The organism is Prochlorococcus sp. MIT2302 (genome assembly GCF_059772385.1).
The window spans coordinates 178,463-200,532 of record NZ_CM186285.1; the positions used below are offsets into that span (position 1 = coordinate 178,463).

Annotated in this window: 24 protein-coding genes; 12 read left to right on the forward strand and 12 right to left on the reverse strand. The window is 37.6% G+C overall.

All coding sequences use genetic code 11. The annotated features are described in order from the left end of the window. Positions 1-19: 19 nt before the first annotated feature. Positions 20-967 (forward strand): c-type cytochrome biogenesis protein CcsB, encoded by a 948-nt coding sequence (gene ccsB, locus AC6EI2_RS00905; protein ID WP_498462561.1) that lies wholly within the window; start codon positions 20-22, stop codon positions 965-967. Positions 968-985: 18 nt separating this feature from the next. On the opposite strand, the gene rpe is transcribed toward ccsB, so the two are convergent. Further along, positions 986-1,738, reverse strand: coding sequence for a ribulose-phosphate 3-epimerase (gene rpe, locus AC6EI2_RS00910; protein ID WP_498462562.1), 753 nt, complete (start codon positions 1,736-1,738; stop codon positions 986-988). Positions 1,739-1,937: 199 nt separating this feature from the next. On the opposite strand from rpe, the gene glpX reads away from it, so the two are divergent. The 7 genes from glpX (at position 1,938) to AC6EI2_RS00945 (ending at position 8,990) form a co-directional block, all read left to right on the forward strand. After that, positions 1,938-2,942: a class II fructose-bisphosphatase gene (gene glpX, locus AC6EI2_RS00915; RefSeq protein ID WP_498462563.1), complete on the forward strand. Its 1,005-nt coding sequence runs from the start codon at positions 1,938-1,940 to the stop codon at positions 2,940-2,942. 30 nt (positions 2,943-2,972) lie between these two features. Next, positions 2,973-4,298, forward strand: a complete 1,326-nt coding sequence (locus AC6EI2_RS00920; protein ID WP_498462564.1) for a glutamyl-tRNA reductase — start codon at positions 2,973-2,975, stop codon at positions 4,296-4,298. A gap of 105 nt (positions 4,299-4,403) precedes the next feature. Then, positions 4,404-5,699 (forward strand): glucose-1-phosphate adenylyltransferase, encoded by a 1,296-nt coding sequence (locus AC6EI2_RS00925; RefSeq protein ID WP_498462565.1) that lies wholly within the window; start codon positions 4,404-4,406, stop codon positions 5,697-5,699. Positions 5,700-5,857: 158 nt separating this feature from the next. Further along, entirely contained in the window at positions 5,858-7,276 is a 1,419-nt protein-coding gene (gnd, locus tag AC6EI2_RS00930; RefSeq protein WP_498462566.1) for an NADP-dependent phosphogluconate dehydrogenase, read from the forward strand. 5 nt (positions 7,277-7,281) lie between these two features. Continuing rightward, the gene (pgl, locus tag AC6EI2_RS00935) at positions 7,282-7,998 is read left to right on the forward strand and encodes a 6-phosphogluconolactonase (protein WP_498462567.1); all 717 of its coding nucleotides are present in this window, start codon (positions 7,282-7,284) and stop codon (positions 7,996-7,998) included. Between the two features lie 34 nt (positions 7,999-8,032). Then, positions 8,033-8,608, forward strand: a complete 576-nt coding sequence (locus tag AC6EI2_RS00940) for a CIA30 family protein (protein ID WP_498462568.1) — start codon at positions 8,033-8,035, stop codon at positions 8,606-8,608. Further along, complete coding sequence (locus tag AC6EI2_RS00945) at positions 8,595-8,990, forward strand: DUF8659 family protein (RefSeq protein WP_498462569.1); 396 nt, start codon at positions 8,595-8,597, stop codon at positions 8,988-8,990. The genes AC6EI2_RS00940 and AC6EI2_RS00945 overlap by 14 nt, the downstream gene beginning before the upstream one ends. A gap of 5 nt (positions 8,991-8,995) precedes the next feature. On the opposite strand, the gene ilvD is transcribed toward AC6EI2_RS00945, so the two are convergent. From ilvD to AC6EI2_RS00960, 3 genes are read right to left on the reverse strand one after another with little or no spacing between them, the layout of a single operon-like run. Next, a complete protein-coding gene (gene ilvD / locus AC6EI2_RS00950) occupies positions 8,996-10,666 on the reverse strand; it encodes a dihydroxy-acid dehydratase (RefSeq protein WP_498462570.1) in 1,671 nt (556 codons plus the stop codon). A gap of 33 nt (positions 10,667-10,699) precedes the next feature. Next, entirely contained in the window at positions 10,700-10,999 is a 300-nt protein-coding gene (locus tag AC6EI2_RS00955; RefSeq protein WP_498462571.1) for a hypothetical protein, read from the reverse strand. 24 nt (positions 11,000-11,023) lie between these two features. Then, positions 11,024-11,641 (reverse strand): uracil phosphoribosyltransferase, encoded by a 618-nt coding sequence (locus tag AC6EI2_RS00960; RefSeq protein WP_498462572.1) that lies wholly within the window; start codon positions 11,639-11,641, stop codon positions 11,024-11,026. A 71-nt stretch (positions 11,642-11,712) separates the two neighbouring features. On the opposite strand from AC6EI2_RS00960, the gene AC6EI2_RS00965 reads away from it, so the two are divergent. The 4 genes from AC6EI2_RS00965 to purQ all read left to right on the forward strand — a co-directional run bounded on the left by AC6EI2_RS00965 (position 11,713) and on the right by purQ (position 14,645). Then, positions 11,713-12,225, forward strand: coding sequence for a pentapeptide repeat-containing protein (locus AC6EI2_RS00965; RefSeq protein ID WP_498462573.1), 513 nt, complete (start codon positions 11,713-11,715; stop codon positions 12,223-12,225). A gap of 21 nt (positions 12,226-12,246) precedes the next feature. Then, complete coding sequence (cobW, locus tag AC6EI2_RS00970) at positions 12,247-13,308, forward strand: cobalamin biosynthesis protein CobW (RefSeq protein WP_498462574.1); 1,062 nt, start codon at positions 12,247-12,249, stop codon at positions 13,306-13,308. Between the two features lie 406 nt (positions 13,309-13,714). After that, positions 13,715-13,987: a phosphoribosylformylglycinamidine synthase subunit PurS gene (gene purS, locus AC6EI2_RS00975; protein WP_498462575.1), complete on the forward strand. Its 273-nt coding sequence runs from the start codon at positions 13,715-13,717 to the stop codon at positions 13,985-13,987. A gap of 4 nt (positions 13,988-13,991) precedes the next feature. Then, positions 13,992-14,645 carry a phosphoribosylformylglycinamidine synthase subunit PurQ gene (gene purQ, locus AC6EI2_RS00980; RefSeq protein ID WP_498462576.1) on the forward strand — a complete coding sequence of 218 codons (654 nt, stop codon included), beginning with the start codon at positions 13,992-13,994 and terminating at the stop codon, positions 14,643-14,645. A gap of 71 nt (positions 14,646-14,716) precedes the next feature. On the opposite strand, the gene AC6EI2_RS00985 is transcribed toward purQ, so the two are convergent. The 8 genes from AC6EI2_RS00985 to lpxD form a co-directional block, all read right to left on the reverse strand. Continuing rightward, positions 14,717-15,784 (reverse strand): class I fructose-bisphosphate aldolase, encoded by a 1,068-nt coding sequence (locus tag AC6EI2_RS00985; protein WP_158466423.1) that lies wholly within the window; start codon positions 15,782-15,784, stop codon positions 14,717-14,719. Between the two features lie 100 nt (positions 15,785-15,884). Then, a complete protein-coding gene (locus AC6EI2_RS00990; RefSeq protein WP_498462577.1) occupies positions 15,885-16,985 on the reverse strand; it encodes a Gfo/Idh/MocA family protein in 1,101 nt (366 codons plus the stop codon). 21 nt (positions 16,986-17,006) lie between these two features. Beyond that, positions 17,007-17,411 (reverse strand): hypothetical protein, encoded by a 405-nt coding sequence (locus AC6EI2_RS00995; RefSeq protein WP_498462578.1) that lies wholly within the window; start codon positions 17,409-17,411, stop codon positions 17,007-17,009. Next, positions 17,411-18,289, reverse strand: coding sequence for an acetyl-CoA carboxylase, carboxyltransferase subunit beta (gene accD, locus AC6EI2_RS01000; protein WP_498462579.1), 879 nt, complete (start codon positions 18,287-18,289; stop codon positions 17,411-17,413). The genes AC6EI2_RS00995 and accD overlap by 1 nt, the downstream gene beginning before the upstream one ends. Positions 18,290-18,349: 60 nt before the next feature. Continuing rightward, a complete protein-coding gene (locus AC6EI2_RS01005; protein WP_498462580.1) occupies positions 18,350-18,826 on the reverse strand; it encodes a prepilin peptidase in 477 nt (158 codons plus the stop codon). A 60-nt stretch (positions 18,827-18,886) separates the two neighbouring features. Further along, on the reverse strand, positions 18,887-19,789 hold the full coding sequence (locus tag AC6EI2_RS01010; RefSeq protein WP_269612712.1) for a phosphoribulokinase: 903 nt from the start codon (positions 19,787-19,789) through the stop codon (positions 18,887-18,889). Between the two features lie 88 nt (positions 19,790-19,877). Next, positions 19,878-20,957 (reverse strand): 3-isopropylmalate dehydrogenase, encoded by a 1,080-nt coding sequence (leuB, locus tag AC6EI2_RS01015; protein ID WP_498462581.1) that lies wholly within the window; start codon positions 20,955-20,957, stop codon positions 19,878-19,880. Positions 20,958-20,983: 26 nt separating this feature from the next. Further along, positions 20,984-22,036 (reverse strand): UDP-3-O-(3-hydroxymyristoyl)glucosamine N-acyltransferase, encoded by a 1,053-nt coding sequence (gene lpxD, locus AC6EI2_RS01020; protein ID WP_498462582.1) that lies wholly within the window; start codon positions 22,034-22,036, stop codon positions 20,984-20,986. Between the last annotated feature and the right edge of the window lie 34 nt (positions 22,037-22,070).

Below are 22,070 nucleotides of genomic sequence, written 5' to 3' on the forward strand. Positions count from 1 at the left end.
ACTCTAGTAGCTTTTATAAATGCTTGATTTTCTTCTAAATATTTTTTCTTTTGATCCTGTTATACTGCTTGGATTTGTAGCTTTCTTTTCTTTATTAATTGCTTTGCCTATTTCTTTTTGGTCAGTTGCTGGGAGCAGTAATTCCACCAAATCTAAATTTTTAGTTGCAGTAGCAAATCTTTTTCTAACTAGTCAATTGATACTTAGATGGTGGCAGTCAGGACATTTCCCAATTAGTAATCTCTATGAATCACTTTGCTTTTTGACTTGGGGTTGTACGTTGACTCAACTTTTTCTCGAAAGGGCATGGAAGTCTCCAATTGTCTCTGCGGTTGCGACCCCTATCTCATTGCTTTCAATAGGTTTTGCTAGCTTTGTTTTGCCAGAGAATTTGCAATCTTCGGCTCCTTTAGTTCCAGCACTACGTTCTAGTTGGTTGGTAATGCATGTCAGTGTAATTATGTGTTCATATGCGGCATTACTAGTAGGTTCGATTTTGTCTTTTGGTGTATTTATTGTTGACTGGAATAAGCAATTTAATATGCGAAATAGCTCTTTTGGGTCGGGTTCATTTAGGAAAAGTTCTGAATTATATTTAAATGAAAAAAATGAAAACTTAAATTCAATACAACCGGTTGAATTTACAAAAGCTGAGCAACTTGATTCTTTAAGTTACAGGTCAATAACTGCTGGATTTTTATTACTTACAGTTGGTCTTATTAGTGGTGCTGTTTGGGCTAACGAGGCTTGGGGTAGTTGGTGGAGTTGGGATCCTAAAGAGACTTGGGCTTTAATATGTTGGTTGGTCTACGCGGCTTATTTGCATACAAGAATAACAAGAGGATGGGAGGGGAAAAAGCCTGCATTGGTTGCTATTGCAGGCTTTTTTGTTATTATTATTTGTTATATTGGAGTCAATCTTCTAGGAGTCGGCTTGCACAGCTATGGATGGTTCTTTGATGCGTAGTGGTTGATAATTACTTAATTATTTCTCTATGATTATTCCATTTTGTGCATCATTAGCAACTTTTCTTAGAGCATCACATCCTTCTTTGAGTGATGGATAAGCAAACATACCACTACCTGCAATAAAACAATTTGCCCCTGCAGCGCAGCATTGAGATAATGACCAATCTGCTTTTATACCTCCATCAACTTCTATATCTACGTTGAATCCATTTTCTAAAATCATTTTTCTTAATTGAGTTATTTTGTTGAGCATTGTTGGTATGTAAGCTTGTCCACCAAACCCAGGGTTAACAGTCATTACTAATACGTGATCAACCATGTCAAGAACATCCTTCACCATATCCATCGGAGTATGAGGATTAAGTGCTACTGAGGGTGACCCTCCTAGTTGACGAATTTTTCCGAGAATTCGATGAAGATGAACATTTGCTTCAGCATGTGCAATTACAACACCTGGTTCTCCTTTTGCACCCTTACTGGCTTCTACATATCCCTCAAGCATGGTTTCACAATTGTATTGACTAACCATTAACTGAGTCTCAAATGGAACTTTGCAATATTTTCGGCAGGCGGAGATCATATCTGGTCCGAATGTGAGATTTGGAACAAAGTTTCCATCCATTACATCAAATTGAATTCTGTCTACACCTGCTAATTCAAGGTCTTTTACGCATTGCCCCATATTTGCCCAGTCTGCTGGCAGGACCGAAGGGATTATTTGAACTGGACGGTGCTCAGAAAAAATTGCTGACGAAATGGATTGGATCATTGTTTTTGTCTTTTGGCAAAGATTCTATTAATTCATGGTCCCAAGTTCTAGTGTGACCATGCACTGATACAGTAATTATTGCTTATCAACAGATAATAAGTTTTTTGTGAGTACTTTTTTCTGAGCATTTTTCAATGCCCTCAATTACTTACAATATTGTCTGCCTTAAGGCGTAAATTTCTTTACCTAGCTGCAAAAAGTGGATCGTACTCTCGTCCAAGAAATTCTTGAAGTAGTTGAGCAAGCTGCAATTGCTTCGGCTCAATTGACTGGTTTGGGTCAAAAAGATGAGGCTGATGCCGCAGCCGTTGAGGCAATGCGAAAGAGAATGGGAACCATTCAGATGCAAGGAAGGATCGTTATTGGAGAAGGAGAAAGAGATGAAGCTCCGATGCTTTACATAGGAGAAGAAGTTGGATCAGGCTCAGGCCCTGGAGTTGATTTCGCTGTAGATCCCTGCGAAGGAACAAATTTATGTGCAAACAGCCAGCGTGGATCGATGGCTGTTTTGGCAGCCTCAGATAGGGGTGGTTTGTTTAATGCTCCAGATTTTTATATGAATAAATTAGCTGCTCCTCCAGCAGCTAAGGGGAAAGTTGATATCAGGAAAACTCCTACAGAAAACATAAAAATCTTGAGTGATTGCCTTGGTATCGCAATTAGCGAATTAACTATTGTTGTTATGGATAGAGCTAGGCACAAAAATTTAGTTTCCGAGATCAGGTCTACTGGTGCCAGGATTCAGCCAATCTCCGATGGAGATGTCCAGGCAGCCATAGCATGTGGATTTGAGGGGACTGGCACGCATTGTTTGATGGGTATTGGTGCTGCTCCTGAGGGGGTTATTTCAGCTGCAGCAATGAGAGCACTTGGTGGGCATTTTCAGGGGCAACTTGTTTATGATCCTGCAATAGCTCAAACATCAGAATGGGCAGACTATACAAAAGAGGGAAATATAAAAAGATTGAACGAAATGGGCATAACTGATATTGACAAGATCTATGAAGCAAATGAACTTGCCTCCGGAGAAAATGTTGCTTTTGCTGGTAGTGGAATCACAGATGGATTGCTTTTTGATGGAGTTAAATTTGAAAAAGATTGCATCAGAACTAGTAGTCTTGTGATTAGTACGCTTGATCAAACAGCAAGATTTACCAATACAGTTCACATCAAAGATGGTGCTCAAAGCATCTCTTTGAAGTGAGATTTAAGTAAATGATCTAAGGGGCTATTTATGCATATTGCTGTCGTCGGTCTTAGCCATCGCACGGCCCCAGTCGAAGTGCGTGAAAAGCTAAGTATCCCAGAAGAACTAGTCGAAAAATCATTTGATAATTTAAAGAAAATTGATCAAATATTAGAAGTTTCTATCTTGAGCACATGCAACAGACTTGAAATTTATAGCTTAGTTAAGGACCCGAAATTGGGAATAGAAGCAATCAAATCTTTTCTCCTAGAATTTTCGGGTCTTGAAGATGAAATTCTTTCACCACATTTATTCAACTTTGTCCAAGAGAAGGCTGTTTCTCATGTGATGAGGGTCTCTGCCGGTTTGGATAGTTTGGTTTTAGGAGAGGGACAAATTCTTTCTCAGGTAAAGAAAATGGTCCGACTTGGCCAAGACCATCAAAGTTTAGGTCCTATTTTAAATAGATTATTAACACAGGCAGTTAGTACTGGTAAAAGAGTAAGAAGCGAAACAAATCTAGGCACTGGAGCAGTTTCTATAAGTTCTGCGGCTGTAGAACTAGCCCAGTTAAAACTTGGGCAAGCACATGGAAGAGATCAATTAATGAGTTTAGAAACTGAAAAGGTTGCAGTTGTTGGAGCCGGTAGAATGAGCCGTCTATTGCTTCAGCATCTCCAATCAAAAGGATGTTGTTCCCTGACTCTTCTAAACAGAACAAAAAAAAGGGCTGAGGAGCTATCAGCGGCATTTCCCGATATTCAAATTGATTGTCAATTAATAGATCAACTTGATACTTGTCTTTCTCTAAGTACACTTGTTTTTACAAGTACAGCTGCTAATGAGCCAATTATTGATGCTGAGAAATTGACTAAAATTGATAGAAAACCTTTACTCAGACTTATTGATATAGGAGTTCCAAGAAATATTTCTTCTGATGCAAAATTAGTTTCTGGGATTGAATCTCATGATGTAGATGACCTTCAAGAAGTGGTTTCAAGAAATCAAGAAGCAAGACAAAAGCTCGCTTTAGAAGCAGAAGGATTAATAGATGAGGAATGTCGTATCTTCTTAGAATGGTGGGATTCTTTAGCTGCTGTTCCTACTATTAACTGCCTTAGGTCTGGTTTGGAGTCAATCAGAAAAGAAGAACTTCAGAAAGCATTAAGCCGAATGGGTCCTGATTTCTCCGCTAGAGAACGAAAAGTTGTTGAGGCATTAAGCAAGGGTATTATTAACAAAATACTTCATACTCCTGTAACCAAATTAAGAGCACCTCAATCAAGGAGTGATCGTAGAGATTCTCTTGACGTGATTGAAAAACTTTTTAATCTTGATGTTTCTAGTTCTTTAAACAAGCCCAAAAACAACTGATATTGTTATTTACTTTTGAAATTCTTACTACATATCACTTTTTACTAGATTAATGAGCACTCTATCCAGTAGGTTTGCTCCGAATAGCCTACTAATAGTGCCTTCATGAAGAGAGTACTTGCCATCATTCTTGGCGGTGGAAAAGGGTCACGCCTATATCCATTAACAAAAATGAGAGCAAAACCCGCCGTCCCACTAGCGGGTAAATATCGACTAATAGATATTCCCATAAGTAATTGCATTAATTCGGACATCAGTAAAATGTATGTTCTTACGCAATTCAATAGTGCATCACTTAACAGGCATATTGCACAGACGTATAATCTGAGCGGACCTTTTGGTCAAGGTTTTGTTGAAGTTTTAGCCGCTCAGCAAACACCTGAAACACCATCTTGGTTTGAGGGCACTGCTGATGCTGTTAGAAAATATCAATGGCTTTTTCAAGAGTGGGATGTTGATGAATATTTGATTCTTTCTGGAGATCAGCTTTATCGAATGGATTACAGCTTATTTGTTGAACAGCATAGAAAAACAGGAGCTGATTTAACTGTTGCAGCTTTGCCAGTTGACTCCGCGCAAGCTGAGGCATTTGGTTTGATGCGTACTGATGAATCTGGAAATATTAAAGAATTTCGTGAAAAGCCCACTGGTGATTCATTGAAAGCAATGGCTGTAGATACTTCAAGGTTTGGATTGGAACAAACGGAGGCAAAGGAAAAACCTTATTTGGCTTCAATGGGAATATATGTTTTTAGTCGTGCCACTCTGTTTGATTTGTTAAATAAATTTCCTTCTTATACAGACTTTGGAAAAGAAATTATTCCTGAGGCTTTAGGTAGAGGAGACAAACTTAAAAGTTATGTTTTTAATGATTACTGGGAAGATATAGGGACTATTGGTGCATTCTTTGAATCGAATTTAGCTTTAACACAGCAGCCAACCCCGCCATTTAGTTTTTATGATGAAAAGTTTCCTATATATACAAGGCCAAGATATTTGCCACCTTCAAAAATTGTAGATACCCAAATAACCGATTCAATAGTTTCCGAGGGATCAATACTTAAATCATGTAGCATTCATCATTGTGTCTTAGGAGTAAGGAGTCGAATTGAAAGTGACGTTGTGCTAAATGAAACTCTGGTAATGGGATCTGATTTTTATGAGTCTTATGAAGAGAGAATAGCTTTAAGAAAGGGGGGTGGGATACCCCTAGGTGTAGGACAAGGAACAACTGTTAAAAGAGCAATTCTCGATAAAAACGCTCGGATAGGTGACAATGTGACAATAGTCAACAAAGACAACGTTGAAGAAGCTGATCGGGCAGATCAAGGTTTTTATATTCGTAATGGAATTGTTGTTATCGTTAAAAATGCAACAATTCCAGATGGAACCATAATTTGATTTTTATTTAATGTCCTAGAAATTCAATCAGCCTAGTTTTTAATATTCTATTATCAAATTTTTTTTAAAGAATCCTTCATCCCTGACATTAAGCTCTTTAATGCAGCGAAATGATTCCACAGTCGTCACACTAACTCAAGTAGAAATTTATTAACTTAATGACCAAGGCACATTTTGGATTAGTCGGTCTTGGAGTAATGGGTGAGAACCTTGTCCTGAATGCAGAGCGAAACGGTTTTTCTAGTGTGGTCTATAACCGTACTTATCAAAAAACTGAAGATTTTCTTCGAGGTAGAGGCTTAAATAAAGCAATTCAAGGAGCGAAGGATCTTCAAGAATTTGTATCAAAACTTGAACGTCCCAGGAGGGTACTAATGATGGTCAAAGCGGGTGGAGCTACTGATGCTGTCATTAATCAAATTTCGCCTTTCCTCGAAGAAGGTGATTTACTCATTGATGGTGGAAATGCCCAATTTATGGATACCGAAAGAAGAGTAAAAGAACTTGAGAGCAAGAGTTTTGGATATATCGGGATGGGTGTTTCAGGTGGAGCAAAAGGAGCATTGGAAGGACCTAGCATGATGCCTGGTGGGACAAAGACGTCTTACGACGCAATAGAGAGTTTGTTGAACAAAATGGCGGCTCAGGTCGACGATGGAGCTTGCGTGACTTATATCGGCCCAGGGGGCTCAGGACATTTTGTCAAGACAGTTCACAATGGAATTGAATATGGTATCGAGCAGATTTTGGCTGAGGCATATGACTTGATGAAGAGAGCATGTGGTATGAACGGTGATGAGATGGCATCTGTTATGGGCTATTGGAATAAAACCGAAGAACTTTCCTCCTATCTTGTTGAAATTACTGAGGCCTGTTTACGAGTTAAGGATCCGGAAGACAGTTCAGATCTTGTCGAAAAGATAATGGATAAGGCGGGTCAAAAAGGTACTGGCTTATGGACAGTCGTTAGCGCACTTGAACTTGGAGCTTCTGTGCCAACTATCTATGCCTCTTTGAATGGAAGGGTTATGAGCTCGATGAAAGATCAACGAAATTATGCAGAAACAATTTTGATTGGGAATAAGCCTTCTTTTGTTGATTTTGGAAAGCCTTCTGATGGTATGCCTTTGCTAATGGATTCAGTTGTATTGGCTACAATAGCGAGCTATGCACAAGGTATGGACATTTTACGACTCGCTTCTGACGAATATGATTACCATCTTGATATGCCCTCTATAGCTCAAATATGGAAAGGTGGTTGCATAATAAGATCTACCCTTTTGAGTCGTATACAGTTTGCATTTAAAAAGGATCCTAAGTTAAGCAATCTTATTCTAGATAGTTGGTTTGCTGATCAGGTGAATAAACGTCTCTCTGGTTTAACACAGGTGGTTTCTGCGGCTGCTAATGAGGGCATTCCAGTGCCTTGTCTTAGTAGTACGCTTGATTATTTAAACAGTTTTAGAACTTCTAGGCTCCCTCAGAACTTGGTCCAGGCTATGAGAGACTGCTTTGGCTCCCATACCTATGAGCGTGTAGACAAAGCGGGATCTTTCCATACTGAATGGATTGACTGATATCAATGACTAAATATGAAATCCAAGTTTCAGAAGACAAAATCGCTCTTGCTCTTGCCGCTTCTGATTTGATTGCTCAGGTCATTGACTCAACCTTGAAAAATAAAACTAGGGCTAAAATTGCTCTTTGTGGCGGATCCACCCCAAAAGCTGCTTATTCTTTATTGGGTAAAAAAAATATTGATTGGAAGAAAGTCGATTTGTTTCTAGGTGATGAAAGATGGGTTGACAGTTTATCGGAAGATAGTAATTGCTTTTTATTGAAAAATTCTTTGTTTATAGAAGGTAATCCTTCTCTGGAGGCATCATTTTTTAGTGTCTCAACTGTTGAATTAGCCACGCCAGAAGATAGCGCTAAAGATTATGAAAAGATTTTGAAAAACAATTTTGATGTGTATCCACCAAAATTTGATTTGATTTTATTGGGCTTGGGAGATGATGGTCATACAGCCTCCCTCTTCCCTGGCTCGGATGCATTGTTTGAAAGAGATAGCCTGATAACTGTTGGCGAGGGTAAAGGTCATAAAAGAATTACCTTTACCAGTAAATTGCTTAGTTCAGCAAATAATGTTGTCTTCCTAATCAGCGGATCTGCTAAACAAACGGCTCTTAAGCGTTTGCTTGATCAGTCAGAATCATGGGAACGTACTCCTGCAAAATTAGTCTCACCACATTCTGAAATCATTATTTTGGCTGATAAAGATGCTTACCCATCTTTCTAGCTAGATTGTAAATGATTAAAGAAGTACTTTAGAATTGATTTCTGATTTACCACCGACTGCAATTTCAATAACCCATCTCATACAGGGTTCAGAATTTTCAGATTGGGAATCTCTGAATGACACAATTATGGGTGGCTCAAGTCTTGCAAATTGTCGTTCATCAGATAAAGGCTTATTTCTTGAGGGGAACTTGGTTGAAGAGGGTGGAGGCTTTGTTAGTTGCCGCTCTCCAATTTTTGATAAACCTTTGGATCTTTCCAAATATTCTGGATTAATTCTTGATGTTGAAGGAGAAGGGAGAACGTTGAAACTTGCGATTGCTTGTGAAAAGAAACCTTTATCACTATCAAATTTTTTAAAAGGTGATATCCGCTGGGTTGCATCAATACCTACAAAGAAAACTGGAGCCAGTACAGTTAAAATACCTTTCAAAGATCTGGAACCGGCTCGTCGAGCAAAGCCCGTTCGACTACCTCTTATTTTTGATTCAACATGTATTAATCGATTTCAAATACTTCATTCAAAATTTGGCCAGCCAGGCAAAATTAACTCAGGATTTTTTGCTGGTCCTATCAAAGTCTTAATTAAGTCAATTAGTGCATACTCCTGATTTGAAAGATAACTGGATATCTGAAGTCGCCAAAGCGGCAGACCTTTGCATGAAGCCATATGTTCATTCTGTCTTTTTAGAAAATCAATTAAATGATGATAATGAGCTTGATGAATTGATTTTTAAAATTCAATGTAGAAATATTGACGGCGAAAGAGAAGAATCTATGGATATTGAACTTGAAGTGTATAAAAGCGGTAATGAGGTAAATATGACTATTGCTTGGAAATCTCTAATTGATAGGCCAATACTATGGCAAGGTAAGCATGCTATTTGGATGGACAGTTCTTCTGGTGTTCAATGCGAAACGCCTTCATATGGAAAACTTTTTGAGGCCCTTGCAAGAAGACTTAGGACGGTTTTTAAGACTTCATTGACTTGAACTAACTATATTTGATCGGTTGTGGCTCCTTGGCTTGATGAACTTACTAATCTCGAATACTTTCCAAGAATGCCTGTCTTATATCTAGGCTTTGGTTTCTCCCAATTCTCTCTCCTCCTAGCTAGTTCTCTCTCTTCGACATTCAATTGAATTAACAATTTATTAGCGTCAACGGTAATACTGTCTCCTTCCTCTACTAATCCAATTGTTCCCCCAACGGCTGCTTCTGGAGCAACGTGGCCAACCACTAATCCATATGATCCGCCACTAAATCGGCCGTCAGTAATTAGTGCAACTTTCTCTCCCAAGCCTTGACCCACAATTGCTGAAGTTGGAGAGAGCATTTCCCTCATTCCTGGCCCTCCCACAGGCCCTTCATATCTAACGACTACTACATCTCCAGCTTTAACTTTATTGTCTAGGATTGCACTTAAGCATTCTTCTTCACTCTCAAAAACCCTTGCGGGACCTGTTAAGACAGGAGTCTTTACTCCACTTATTTTCGCGACACTTCCTTCACTAGCTAAATTTCCTTTAAGAATAGCTAAATGTCCTTTTTTATAAATAGGGTTTGATATTGGTCTAATAACATCTTGATTCTCTTTGGGCTTTGAGGGGATATTTGAAAGTATTTCTTCAATTGTTTTACCTTCAATAGTTTTGCATTCTCCATGGAGCATTCCTGCCTCGAGAAGTAATTTCATTACTTGAGGTATCCCCCCAGCTTGATGTAGATCTACAGTTACGTATTTACCGCTTGGCTTGAGGTCGCAAATTACAGGAACAATTTGTCTTATACGTTCAAAGTCATCGATTGTTAAATTAACTCCTGCAGTTTTCGCAATAGCAAGTAAGTGAAGGACAGAATTTGTTGAGCCACCAACAGCCATGATGACACTGATTGCATTCTCAAAGGCTTTTTTTGTGAGTAAATCTAATGGTCTTATGTTGTCCTTAACTGCATTGACAAGTACCTGAGCACTTTTAGCAGCGCTTTCTGCTTTTTCATCATCTACAGCTGCCATAGTAGAGCTGAATGGCAAACTAAAACCCATCGTTTCAATTGCCGCAGACATGGTGTTTGCAGTAAACATGCCACCACAACTACCTGGGCCTGGGATGGCATTCTTTTCAACTGCTATTAACCGTTCTTCATCTATTTTTCCACTTGTTAATTGACCGACAGCTTCAAAAGAACTAACTACGGTTAGGTCGCAACCGTCTAATTTCCCAGGCTTAATTGTTCCGCCGTATACAAAAATTGAAGGTATGTTCATTCTTGCCATTGACAACATTGCGCCTGGCATATTTTTGTCACATCCACCAATTGCCAATACACCATCCATGCTTTGAGCATTGCAAGCTGTCTCGATTGCATCTGCAATAACTTCTCTTGAAACCAATGAATATTTCATTCCTTCTGTTCCCATAGAGATGCCGTCACTAACAGTTATGGTCCCGAATGTTTGAGGCATTGCACCAGCCTCTTTTAAAGCTGCTTCTGCTCTATTAGCAAGATCCATTAATCCCATATTGCATGGGGTTATTGTGCTGTGACCATTAGCTATTCCAATGATTGGCTTGTTAAAGTCATTATCGTCAAACCCAACCGCTCTGAGCATTGCTCTGTTTGGTGACCGTTGAATACCCTGTGTTATCGCATTTGATCGAAGCATTTGATTTTTATATTAATTGTTTAAAAATTAGAATTAATTAGAAGATCCCAGCTCCTCTAATTGTTTACGTACGTCTGCTATGGCCGAATTAAGCTGTTCAACACGTTGCTCAAGGTGCTCATTACTTTGATTCCCTAGAGTATTTGATTCTAATTCAGTTGCCTCAGATCCATCTTGAATTCTTGGTGCATAAAGCATTGCTTTTTGCTTTCTAGTTTCTTGCCTTTTTTCGGCTTCAGAAAGTAACCACCAAGCCAGGCCTGCAGCTCCTAGTACGGCACCACTAATTAATGATGCCAAACTTCCTGAATTTGAGTCTCGGTATTGGCTCATAACTTTGAATAACTTCTTTAAATGCTAGTCCGATGAGGTGACTCTGGTTTTGATACGTAATGATGGATCACCAATTCCAGGCGATAGTTCACTTTCCGATATTAATTCAGGATCTATACAAGCACAATAAATATTTAAATCTTGAATATTTTCGCCGATTTCTTTAAGACCTTGATTAGCGGCTAATACTGTAATCACTCTTATCCTTCTTGAATCAATTTTATTTTTTTTAAGATGATTTAAATCTTCTAAAAGTTGTTTACCGGTTGTTATTTGATCTATATAAAATATAATTCCTGCATTTTCCTCGATTTCTATAGGTAGCCCGCCAATACATAAATTTGAATTCGGAATTAAATTCCTAGCACCTCTAAAGAGCTCAAGCCCCGCAGGCAAGTATGGAATTGCTAAAATTGGGATGTCTGGATCAATAATCGAGCATTCAGTGGTTCCTTTTGAAGTAGTGATCTGCTCTTTTTTGCTAGGGATCCAATCTCTCAGAGCTTCATAAGTGAGCCAGGTGCCAATTTGTTCTAGGCCTGTTGCATAAAGAATTTCTGGGGTAGTAGGGTTCCTTAAAACAGTTAACCAATGTGATAAGAGTGGGTGAGGAGGAACTATTACTCTTAAGCTCATTGACATGATTCATTCTTGGCCTTATTTGCCATAACGTGAATAATTAAATTACCTGTTAAAAGTCCTTTTAAGCTCCAATGAACAAAAAAACTTCTTTCATCTCTGATTTTAAAACAATTGTTTTTTCTGTATTACTTATCTTTGTTTTTATATTCCCTGTTGAAAGTGTCTTTGCTAGAACGCCTGCTGAGATTCGCAATCAAGAAGAACTCAATATTTCTCAAGATATGTCTAGCCAGGACTTAAGTGGGAATGATTTCGTAAAACTAGATCTGAAAGGAATAAACTTTAGTGAATCCAATCTTACTGGAGCAGTTTTTAATAATAGTAAATTAAATGGAGCAGATTTGCATGGTGCGCAGCTTAATGACGCATTGGCGTATGCAACTGATTTTGAGGGTGCTGACTTAAGGGATGTCGACTTCAATGGTGCATTATTGATGGAAAGCACCTTCACAGATGCACTTATAGACGGAGCTGATTTTACTGATGCAGTAATCAGTCGAATACAGCAAAAAGAATTATGTTCTATGGCTTCCGGAGCAAATTCAAAGACTGGCGAGGATACCAGCTATAGTCTTGGTTGTTGATATTTTCAAAAAAAAATAAAAATGAGTGGTAGTCGTCTACCAGTTACGGTAGTTACAGGATTCTTAGGCTCTGGTAAAACAACACTCTTGAGACATCTTTTAAGTGAAGGTAATCAACGTCTAGCAGTAGTTGTTAATGAATTCGGGACAGTAGGTTTAGATGGAGACCTTCTTAAAAACTGTGGTTTTTGCACTAATGATGAAGTAGATGAAAGAATAGTTGAATTGAATAATGGTTGTTTATGTTGCACTGTTCAAGAGGACTTCCTTCCTGCAATGGAAGCTTTGCTCCTTAGATCAAATCAGCTTGATGGAATCATTATTGAAACCAGTGGTCTTGCATTGCCAAAGCCTTTATTGCAGGCTCTAAATTGGCCTGCAATAAGAGGTAAGGTTTTTATCAACGGAGTTGTAACATTAGTTGATGGATATGCACTCTCAAAGGGTAATCCCGTAGCTGATATAAAAAGTATTAATGAACAAATATTGAATGATAATAGTGTTGACCACTTAACTCCAATAAATGAGCTTTTTAGGGACCAATTGATTTCTGCTGATCTCGTTCTGATTAGTAGGTATGATTTGCTCTCTGCAAAAGATTTTTCTTCGGTTAGGAATGAGGTTAAAAAGCAGGGAAATCATTTTACTAATATCCTGCCAATATCTAATGGGGAAATTGAACCTTCATTGATTCTCGGCCTTAGCAGTGATCAATATGATATTTATGGTCTTAATCAAAATGACCACGACCACGACCACGACCACGACCACGACCACGGCCACGGCCATGACCACGTTGATGTAATCAGTGAGCATTTAAGATTTGAACTCCCAATTGAGCATGATGTATTAAAAAAACTACTTGTTAAACTTGTTCCGGAATATCAAATCCTTCGATTAAAAGGGAGATGCTGGATAGAGGGTAAAGCTTTGCCTCTTCAGATCCAAATGGTTGGATCTAGATTTAATTCATGGTTTGAAAGCTCGAATGATGATTCTTGGAGACCTTCTAGGTCTGGGCTTGATTTGGTCTGTCTGAGTCTTAAAGGCGGAGTTAAAAAAGCTATTGAGCGTTCCTTTTAATCAGTCGGTTCAAATTATTATATTTATATTAAAAATAGGTTGTTTTTTTGTGTATTTCCGCGATTCTTTGAGAGTTAAGAGATAATTCTCTTATATCAAATTTTAAGAGTTTCTAACCCGACTTTTTGTTGTGAGTAATGCAGTATCCACCACCCAGAATAATCATGTTCAGAGTCTTCCCAATACTTTGAAGATAAGTAACTGCAATAAATGTGGTGGTAATGGTTATATGAAATCTAGCCCAAATTGTTATCACACTTGTCTGACATGCTTAGGCAAGGGACTAATAAGTGAACAAAAAGAAAATATCAATTAGAAAATTTTTCAGATATTCTCTACAATAAATTTCTAGCCTTTTCCCTTGGGTTAACCAAGAAGAAGGAAAAAATTCGATTAATTTTTAAAAGTGTCTCTATTTAAAGCAAGAGTTTTTGTTCATTTAAGACCTTCAGTTTTAGATCCCGCGGGAGAGGCTACTAGGTCAGCTACTAAGAGATTAGGAATTGATGGTGTTACGCAGCTAAGAATTGGTAAATCTATTGAACTTGAAATCGAAGCTGCAAATAAGGAAGATGCACGATCGAAGATTGAATTAATGAGTGATCGATTGCTTGCAAATCCCGTAATTGAGGATTGGACGTTGGAGTTTAAGGATGAACAGAAATTAGCTACTAACTAAAAAAATGAATATCGGAATAATTGTTTTCCCTGGCTCTAACTGCGACAGGGATGTCAGATGGGCTACTGAAGGTTGTCTTGGGATTTCTACAAGTTTTTTATGGCATGAAACTACTGATTTGAACGGTTATGACGCAATTGTCATTCCAGGGGGGTTTAGTTATGGAGATTATTTACGTTGTGGAGCAATAGCAAGATTTGCACCTGTTTTAAATTCTTTAATACCTTTTGTTGACAAAGGAGGAAAAGTTCTTGGTATTTGTAATGGTTTTCAAATACTTACTGAACTTGGTCTCCTACAAGGAGCTTTGACAAGAAATAAAAATCTTCATTTTATTTGTGATAGAGCAAATCTATCTATTGAAAGCACAAAATCAACTTGGATGAAAAATTATAAAAAACATGATTCTATTTCACTACCTATAGCTCATGGAGAAGGGAGATATCAATGTAGCTCAGACGTGTTGAAAAAATTGCAGGATGATGATTCGGTGGCTCTTAGATACGCTAAAAATCCAAATGGATCAATCTATGATATTGCTGGAATTACAAATAAAAAGGGAAATGTTTTGGGGATGATGCCACACCCTGAAAGAGCTTGTGATGATGTTTTAGGGAATATTGATGGCAAATCAATTCTTGGTACGCTTCTTTCTTGAACTTATAAATCAAGGCATTAAAAAAAGCTGCTATCAAAACGAGTGATAGCAGCTTTTTATTAGCATTTTGCTTAGTACTTGTATCCCGCTACAAATAGTTGTTCGTCAGAAGAAGGTTGAGAACCAGCAACATATAATCCTTTTGATGCTTCAGAGTTTGCTTGAGCTCTTGCTATAAGTGCTTTTTGTCCATCAGCAGTATTTGAGCCTTTCCATGCTTTTAGACATGAATGTTGTAGAGCACGACCATATGAGAATGAAACATTCCACTTAGCTTTTCTGTCGATTTTATTCATCAGATTTAAATAAACTGACGCAGCTTCCTCGCTCAAGCCACCTGAAAGGAAAGTAATCCCAGGAACACTCGCTGGTACACAGCGTTCCATTGTGCGGATTGTCATTTCAGCAACTTGCTGTGGATCAGCTTTTGTAGAGCTGTCAGCACCCTGTACTGTCATGGATGGCTTTAGAAGAGTTCCTTCTAGAAGTACACCATTAACCTGGCAAGCCAGATAAACCTCTTTAATTACTTCTTCTTGAACTGCTGCTGTCTTTTCGATTGAATGCGAACCATCCATAAGGATTTCTGGTTCAATAATTGGGACCAATCCAGATTCTTGTACTGATCTAGCGTATCTTGCTAACCCCCAAGCATTTTCTCTTATGGAAAGTTTAGAAGGACAACCATCATCTGTAATTTGAAGTACTGCTCTCCACTTAGCAAATCTTGCACCTTGCTCGTAATAATCAGCAGCTCTTTCAACAAGGCCGTCTAAACCTGAACAAAAAGTTTCTACATCGTGTCCACCAGCTAATGGTCTTAGACCTTTATCAACCTTGATTCCTGGGATTATTCCAAGCTTCTCAAGTTTTTTAACCATTGGCTCACCATCTGGATGGTTCTGGAAAAGAGTCTCTTCAAAAAGAATTGCTCCACTTATGAAGTTTCCTAGACCTTCTGTGGTGAAAAGCATACCTCTATAGGCTTTTCTATTGTCCTCAGTGTTCTCAACACCTATTGAAGCAAGTCTTTTTCCTACTGTTTTGGTTGATTCGTCAACAGCAAGAATCCCTTTGCCTGGCTGGGCTATGGCACTTGCTGTTTTCTTTAGTTCTTCTGCGTAGTACGAGAGTGCCATTTATGCAACAAAAATTTCCTTAAGATTATTCCATATCAACGGCCCTTTTTGTGGCTTGTTACACCTAAAAAATTGTTTTTTGTTTTTTTGGTGAATTTCTTTAATTGATTTCAAGCTTCATACCTATTGAGTTTGATTCATGGACCTTGTCGCAAACTTTTTGGCTGGCTAATCCCTCAGCTAAGCCTGGGATAACAGGTGTACCGTCTTTTATGCTTTGAGCCCACCAGCTTTGTATTCTTGCTACTGGAGCAATTCGTCCATCAGTCCAAGTTTTTGAAAAGGAAAGATCTGAATCTGGTTGAATATTTTTAAGCACCTCTCCTTTGTTTGAGTACCACAAACCAAATCCATGGACATAATCGTTCTGGTTGTCGCTGCTAAGCACAAGAGTTCCATTACTCCCATATATTTCCAGACTAAAACCCCTGCTTTGTTTTGTAACTGCAGAGAGATTTACCTGGACTGGAATCAAATTGTTATTAATACTTTTTATTTGTAGTTGAGAAATACTTACATCTTCACTTGTCACTTTCCTAGTGGTTTTTGATTGTGTACAAACTCTCTCTTTGATTGAAGTTGAATTTATTGCGCTCAAAGAATGAGTTGGACCAATTAGCCAATGAATCATGTCAAAAGCATGTGTACCTAAAGCGCCCAAGACCCCTCCACCAGAATCTTTATCTGAATACCAATTCCATGGCCTATCGGGGTTTGCTCTGCTACTCATTAGCCAATCTAGTTTTACAAGATAAGGTTCATCTAATTTCTTATCGTTAATCATTCGCTTTGCTTGCATGAACAGAGGAACCGCTCGATATTCGTAATCGACAGCTATTTTTAGATTTCTTTGGAGCGCATTTCTTTGAAGCTCTTTTACCTCGTCAGAGTTTAAGCAAGTTGGCTTTTCTAGTAAAAGATGTTTTCCAGCTTTAATTGCCTCAAGTGCCAGTTCATATCTGGGGGCTGGTGGCGTAGCTATTATTATTCCATCTATTTCGGAATCATTGACTAGATCTTCCCAGGTCTCATAAGCACGAAGATTGTTCTTATTGCATGCTTCTTTAAGCCTTTCTGGCCGAGGATGCCACAAACCCACTAGCTCTATATTCTTATTTGACAATGATGCAGGAATATGAACACTTTCACCGAAACCTAGTCCTGCAATGGCTATGCGGAGAGGATGATCTGAATTGATCATTCTTTTGAATAATTAATGAGTTTAAGCATTTTCGCATCCATATGAAATCACATCATCAAGTAGTTTATCTCCGTTAGGGTCTTCCCATTTTGTGGTTAATTTCTTTTTACCATTAACTGAAATATCTTTAAATTTATTGGTTAAACAATTGATGTTCATTATATAAACATTCTCTTCTATTTTCTTTGACGTAGAAGGATCGATTTTTAGGTATTTTGTGGTTAATTCTATTATTCCTTTTTCTTTAATATGAATATTTTCTCTGTCTAAATATTGCATCCCTGTAGGCGTTTTACTCACTTCAATCCAATTAATATTGGCTCCATATACTATATTTGTTTTATTGAATAAAATTATTAACATTACCACTAATGTTTTTAAGAGAATTTCAATTTTATTTTTTATCTTTTGATGTATTTTAATCATTAGTTTGTCACATTGCTTTTTTTTGTCTTATGTAGCCGAAGTATCTTTGCCAAAGTTTCTTTAAGTTCTGTTCTAGGTACGATGGTATCTACGAAGCCATGATCTTGAAGATATTCTGCGGTTTGGAAATTATCTGGCAGTTTTTCTCTCAATGTTTGTTCAATTACTCTTCTCCCTGCAAATCCAATCAGTGCTTTTGGCTCAGCAAGGATTAAATCTCCAAGCATGGCAAAACTAGCGGTAACTCCCCCAGTGGTGGGATGGGTAAGTAAAGGCATATAAAGCAATTGAGCATCTCTATGTCTTTCTAGTGCTCCTGAAATCTTTGCCATTTGCATCAGGCTTAGCATCCCTTCTTGCATTCGAGCACCACCAGATGCACAAACAATTAGTAATGGTAATTTTTCTTTGGTTGAATGTTCTATGAGCCGTGTAATTTTCTCTCCCACAACAGATCCCATTGAACCACCCATGAACCTGAAATCCATTACGGCTAATGCCATGGGAATAGAATCTACCTCGCATGTACCTGTCAGCACACCATCTTTGAGTCCAGTACTTGCTTGACTTTCTCTCAGTCTATCTGCGTAAGCTCTTCGATCTTTGAACCCGAGAGGATCAACGGGAGTTATATGATTATTGATTGATTTAAATGTGCTTGGATCAGTGATTAGTCTTATTCTCTCTTCGCTATCTATCCGATTGTGGTGATTGCAGTTGCTACAGACACTGCAATTATCTATTAAATCTTTTCTATAAACAACTTGGCCACATTCTGGACATTTTTCCCATAGTCCATCACTTTCTTCAGATTCCTGAGTTACTTTGCCAACAAATTGCTCTTTTCTTCTATCAGCAAACCAGTCGAATAATGACACAGCTATTTAGTGATTGAATTTAATTTAGTACCCTAAGTCCCATTAAAGGTGTTAGAAAGTTTAAATCTTATCTATAATCCAAGAACAAAATATCCCAATTGAGAGGAATGGTGCGAAAGGATACTGTTGTAATGGCTTAAATCTTTTTGTAAGTTTTCCACTTAAACTATATATAGCTGAGAGTAGGAATGAAATGCATAATGATAAAAAACTCAATTCAATACCAAGCCATATTGTACTAAAAGATGAGAGTTTTATGTCACCCATCCCTAATGAATTTACTCCTAAAATTTTATAACTTATACAACTGATAAAATACATAATTAGAAAGATAATAATCATTGATAAAGAATTATTTATTAATAACCATTTAATATCTATCCCTTTATTTGTTATGCCAATGCATAACAAATAAAGAAAACCTGAAATAGAGAATAATATTAATTTATTTTCACTTATTAGTAGTGTGTTTTTGTCTTCTATAGAAATAGAAGACAGGAAATATAAAAGTATCAAAGTAAATAATATACTAATCAAGATTATTTATTAGCTTTATCTATTATACTTTATTTAATAAGCTTTAATTGATTTGATTTGTTATCCTGCAGCTTTTTTCTCTTCTATCATTTTATGAATAATAGGTGTAAGAATAAGTTCCATCGCAAATCCCATTTTTCCTCCGTTAACAACAATACTTGTGGGACTTGACATGAATGAATCGTGTATCATTCCTAATAAGTATTGGAAGTCAATTCCCCATTTTTCTCTTGAACCTTTTCTGAAATGAATAATTACAAAACTTTCGTCAGGTGTTGGAATGTTTCTGCAAATAAATGGGTTTGACGTATCAATTGTCGGAACTCTTTGGAAGTTAATATCTGTACGACTAAATTGGGGGCATATGTGATTAATGTAATCAGGCATTCTTCTCAGAATCGTGTCAACGATCGTCTCGGCTGAGTAACCCCTTTCTGCATTATCTCGGTGAATTTTTTGTATCCACTCTAGATTTGTAATTGGTACTACACCAACAAGTAAATCAGCAAATGATGCTACGTCATAATCTTTTCCTACAACGCCACCATGGAGACCCTCGTAAAATAATAGGTCTGTTCCTGTTGGAATGTCTTCCCAGGGAGTGAATTGGCCTGGATCTAATTTGGTTCCTAAACGAGTGTTATGCTCTTCTGCTTCTTCAGGGCTATGCAAATAATATCTTTTCTGGCCACCACCAGTTTTGCCATATTGACTAAAGAGATCTTCCAATTTATCGAATAAATTTGCCTCTGGTCCAAAATGTGAAAAGTTTTCACCCCTTGAAAGTGCTTCAGACATTGCCTTCTTCATAGGCATTCTTTCGAAACGGTGATAACTATCTCCTTCAACAACTGCAGGAACAATCTTTTCGCGAGCAAATATATGCTCAAAAGCTCTTTTAACTGTGCTTGTTCCTGCACCTGACGAACCAGTTACAGCTACTACTGGGTGAAGCTTTGACATCGACGCTTATGTATTGACTTTTTATTTTTACAGGTCGACTGACCATCAAAGGGAATCTATTCAAAGAGTTTTTAAATTTGTGAATTAATTATTTTAATTTTTTTGCTAAAAGTTCACCCATTTGGGAACAACTGACCTGCTTCGCTGTCTCATTTCTCATCAAGTCGGAAGTTCTATAACCCTCAGTCAGAAGCTCGTTAATTGCATTTTCTAAATAATTCCCTGCTTGTGTTTCATTAAAGGCAATTTTTAACATCATTGCAGCAGATAAAAGCATTGCTATTGGATTAGCTATGTCTTTCCCTGCTATGTCAGGAGCTGAACCATGAACAGGTTCAAAGACACCTGGACCATTAGTGGTTAACGACGCAGAGGGAAGCATGCCAATTGATCCAGTAAGCATGGCTGCAATATCGCTAAGAATGTCTCCAAATAAATTGCTTGTAAGTATCACATCAAATTGGCTTGGATTCCTAACAAGTTGCATCGCTGCATTATCCACATATTGATGAGTTAGCTCTACTTCTTTGTAATTTTTAGATACCAATATTGTTTCATCTCTCCATAACTGACTTACGTCTAGAACATTAGCTTTATCGACTGAGCAAACTTTATGATTTCTTTGTTTGGCCAATTTAAAAGCAATTTCTGCTATTCGATTGACCTCCTCTGAGGTGTAGGTCATCGTATTAAATGCCCTTTCTCCCTTTTCTGTTTTTATCCTTCCTTTTGGTTCACCAAAGTAAATACCGCTGGTAAGTTCTCTAACTACTACTAGATCAACTTCTTTAACAAACTCCTCTTTTAAGCTACTTGCTTTTGTTAAGGAGGGAATTATTTTCACTGGTCTTATATTTGCGAAAAGATCTAAAGAAGATCTGAGGTTAAGTAAACCTGTCTCAGGTCTTTTCTCCCTTGGCAATTTGTCATACTTTGGGTCTCCTATAGCTGCTAATAAAACAGCATCAGAGTTTTTACATTCTTGAAGGGTTCTATCTGGAAAGGCAACACCCTCTGAACTTATAGCCGATCCACCAAAAGGCATTTCTTTGAATTTGAGCCCAAAACCAAATTTCCTTGAGACAAGGTCAAGGATTTTATGAGTGACGTTAGTTATCTCTGGACCAATTCCATCGCCTGGCAATAATGTTATTTTGTAAGAATTCATTTTTTCATGTTAATTAAAGGAAAAACTTACCTGGAATTTTTTCGATCTAATTTACGAATGGTTTTTGCTATCTCAGGTAGTTTTTTGAAATTAGCAGAGCACCTTAGCCATAGTTTATTGGGAATAGCTGGGAATCCACTAACAACTTTTCCAGTCTCAATATCAGATACGATTCCTGTTTTTGAGCTGGCTATAACTCTGTCTCCGATTTTGACTTTATTTCCTACCCCTACCTGTCCAGCAAGGATTACTGCGTCTCCAATCTGAGCTCCTCCAGCAATACCTACTTGGGCAGCCATAGCACATCCCTTACCGGTTGATACTCCGTGACCAATTTGAACTAAGTTATCAATTTTTGTATCTTCACCAATTATGGTTTCTCCTACGGAAGGTCTATCAATTGTTGACCCACTACCAACTTCTACTTTGTTTCTTAAAATAACTATGCCCACTTGAGGCATTTTTTTCCATCCATTTTTTGTAGGCACGAATCCAAAACCTTCACCACCAATAACGGCATTAGCATTAATTACACATTCGTTTCCAATTTTAGATCCAGAATGAATAACACTATTTGCGTGAATTAAATTCTTAGCACCAATGCTTACGTTTTTATAGACAACAACGCCTGGATGAATATAAGTCTCGTCCCCAATTTCTGTATTATCTCCAATGTAAGTATTAGCTCCGATTGAAACATCTACACCGATTTTTACATTTTCTCCGATAATTGCACTTTGATGGATGCCTTCACTTTTTATCTCAGAAGGATAAAGAAAGTCTAATGTTTCAGCAAAAGCAATCTTGGGATCTTTAAGTATTATCCAATCAACTGAAATCTTCTTTGCTATTTCAACAATATAAGTATCGTTTGCTGGTAGTAATAGAGCAGAGGCTTTTGAAGTCTTGATCAGATTTCTAAGATTTATTGGACTATTTTTGTCTAGAAAACTGATTTCATTTTTCTTGGCTTTTTCTAAAGAGGCTGCATTTAAAATAACTGGATTGTTTTGAATATTAAAGTCAACCACACCGGATTGACCTTGCTTCAGATTTTCGACAATTTCCTTGAATTGCATGATTTAATTGGGGAGAGAAAGTTACTATTTTTAT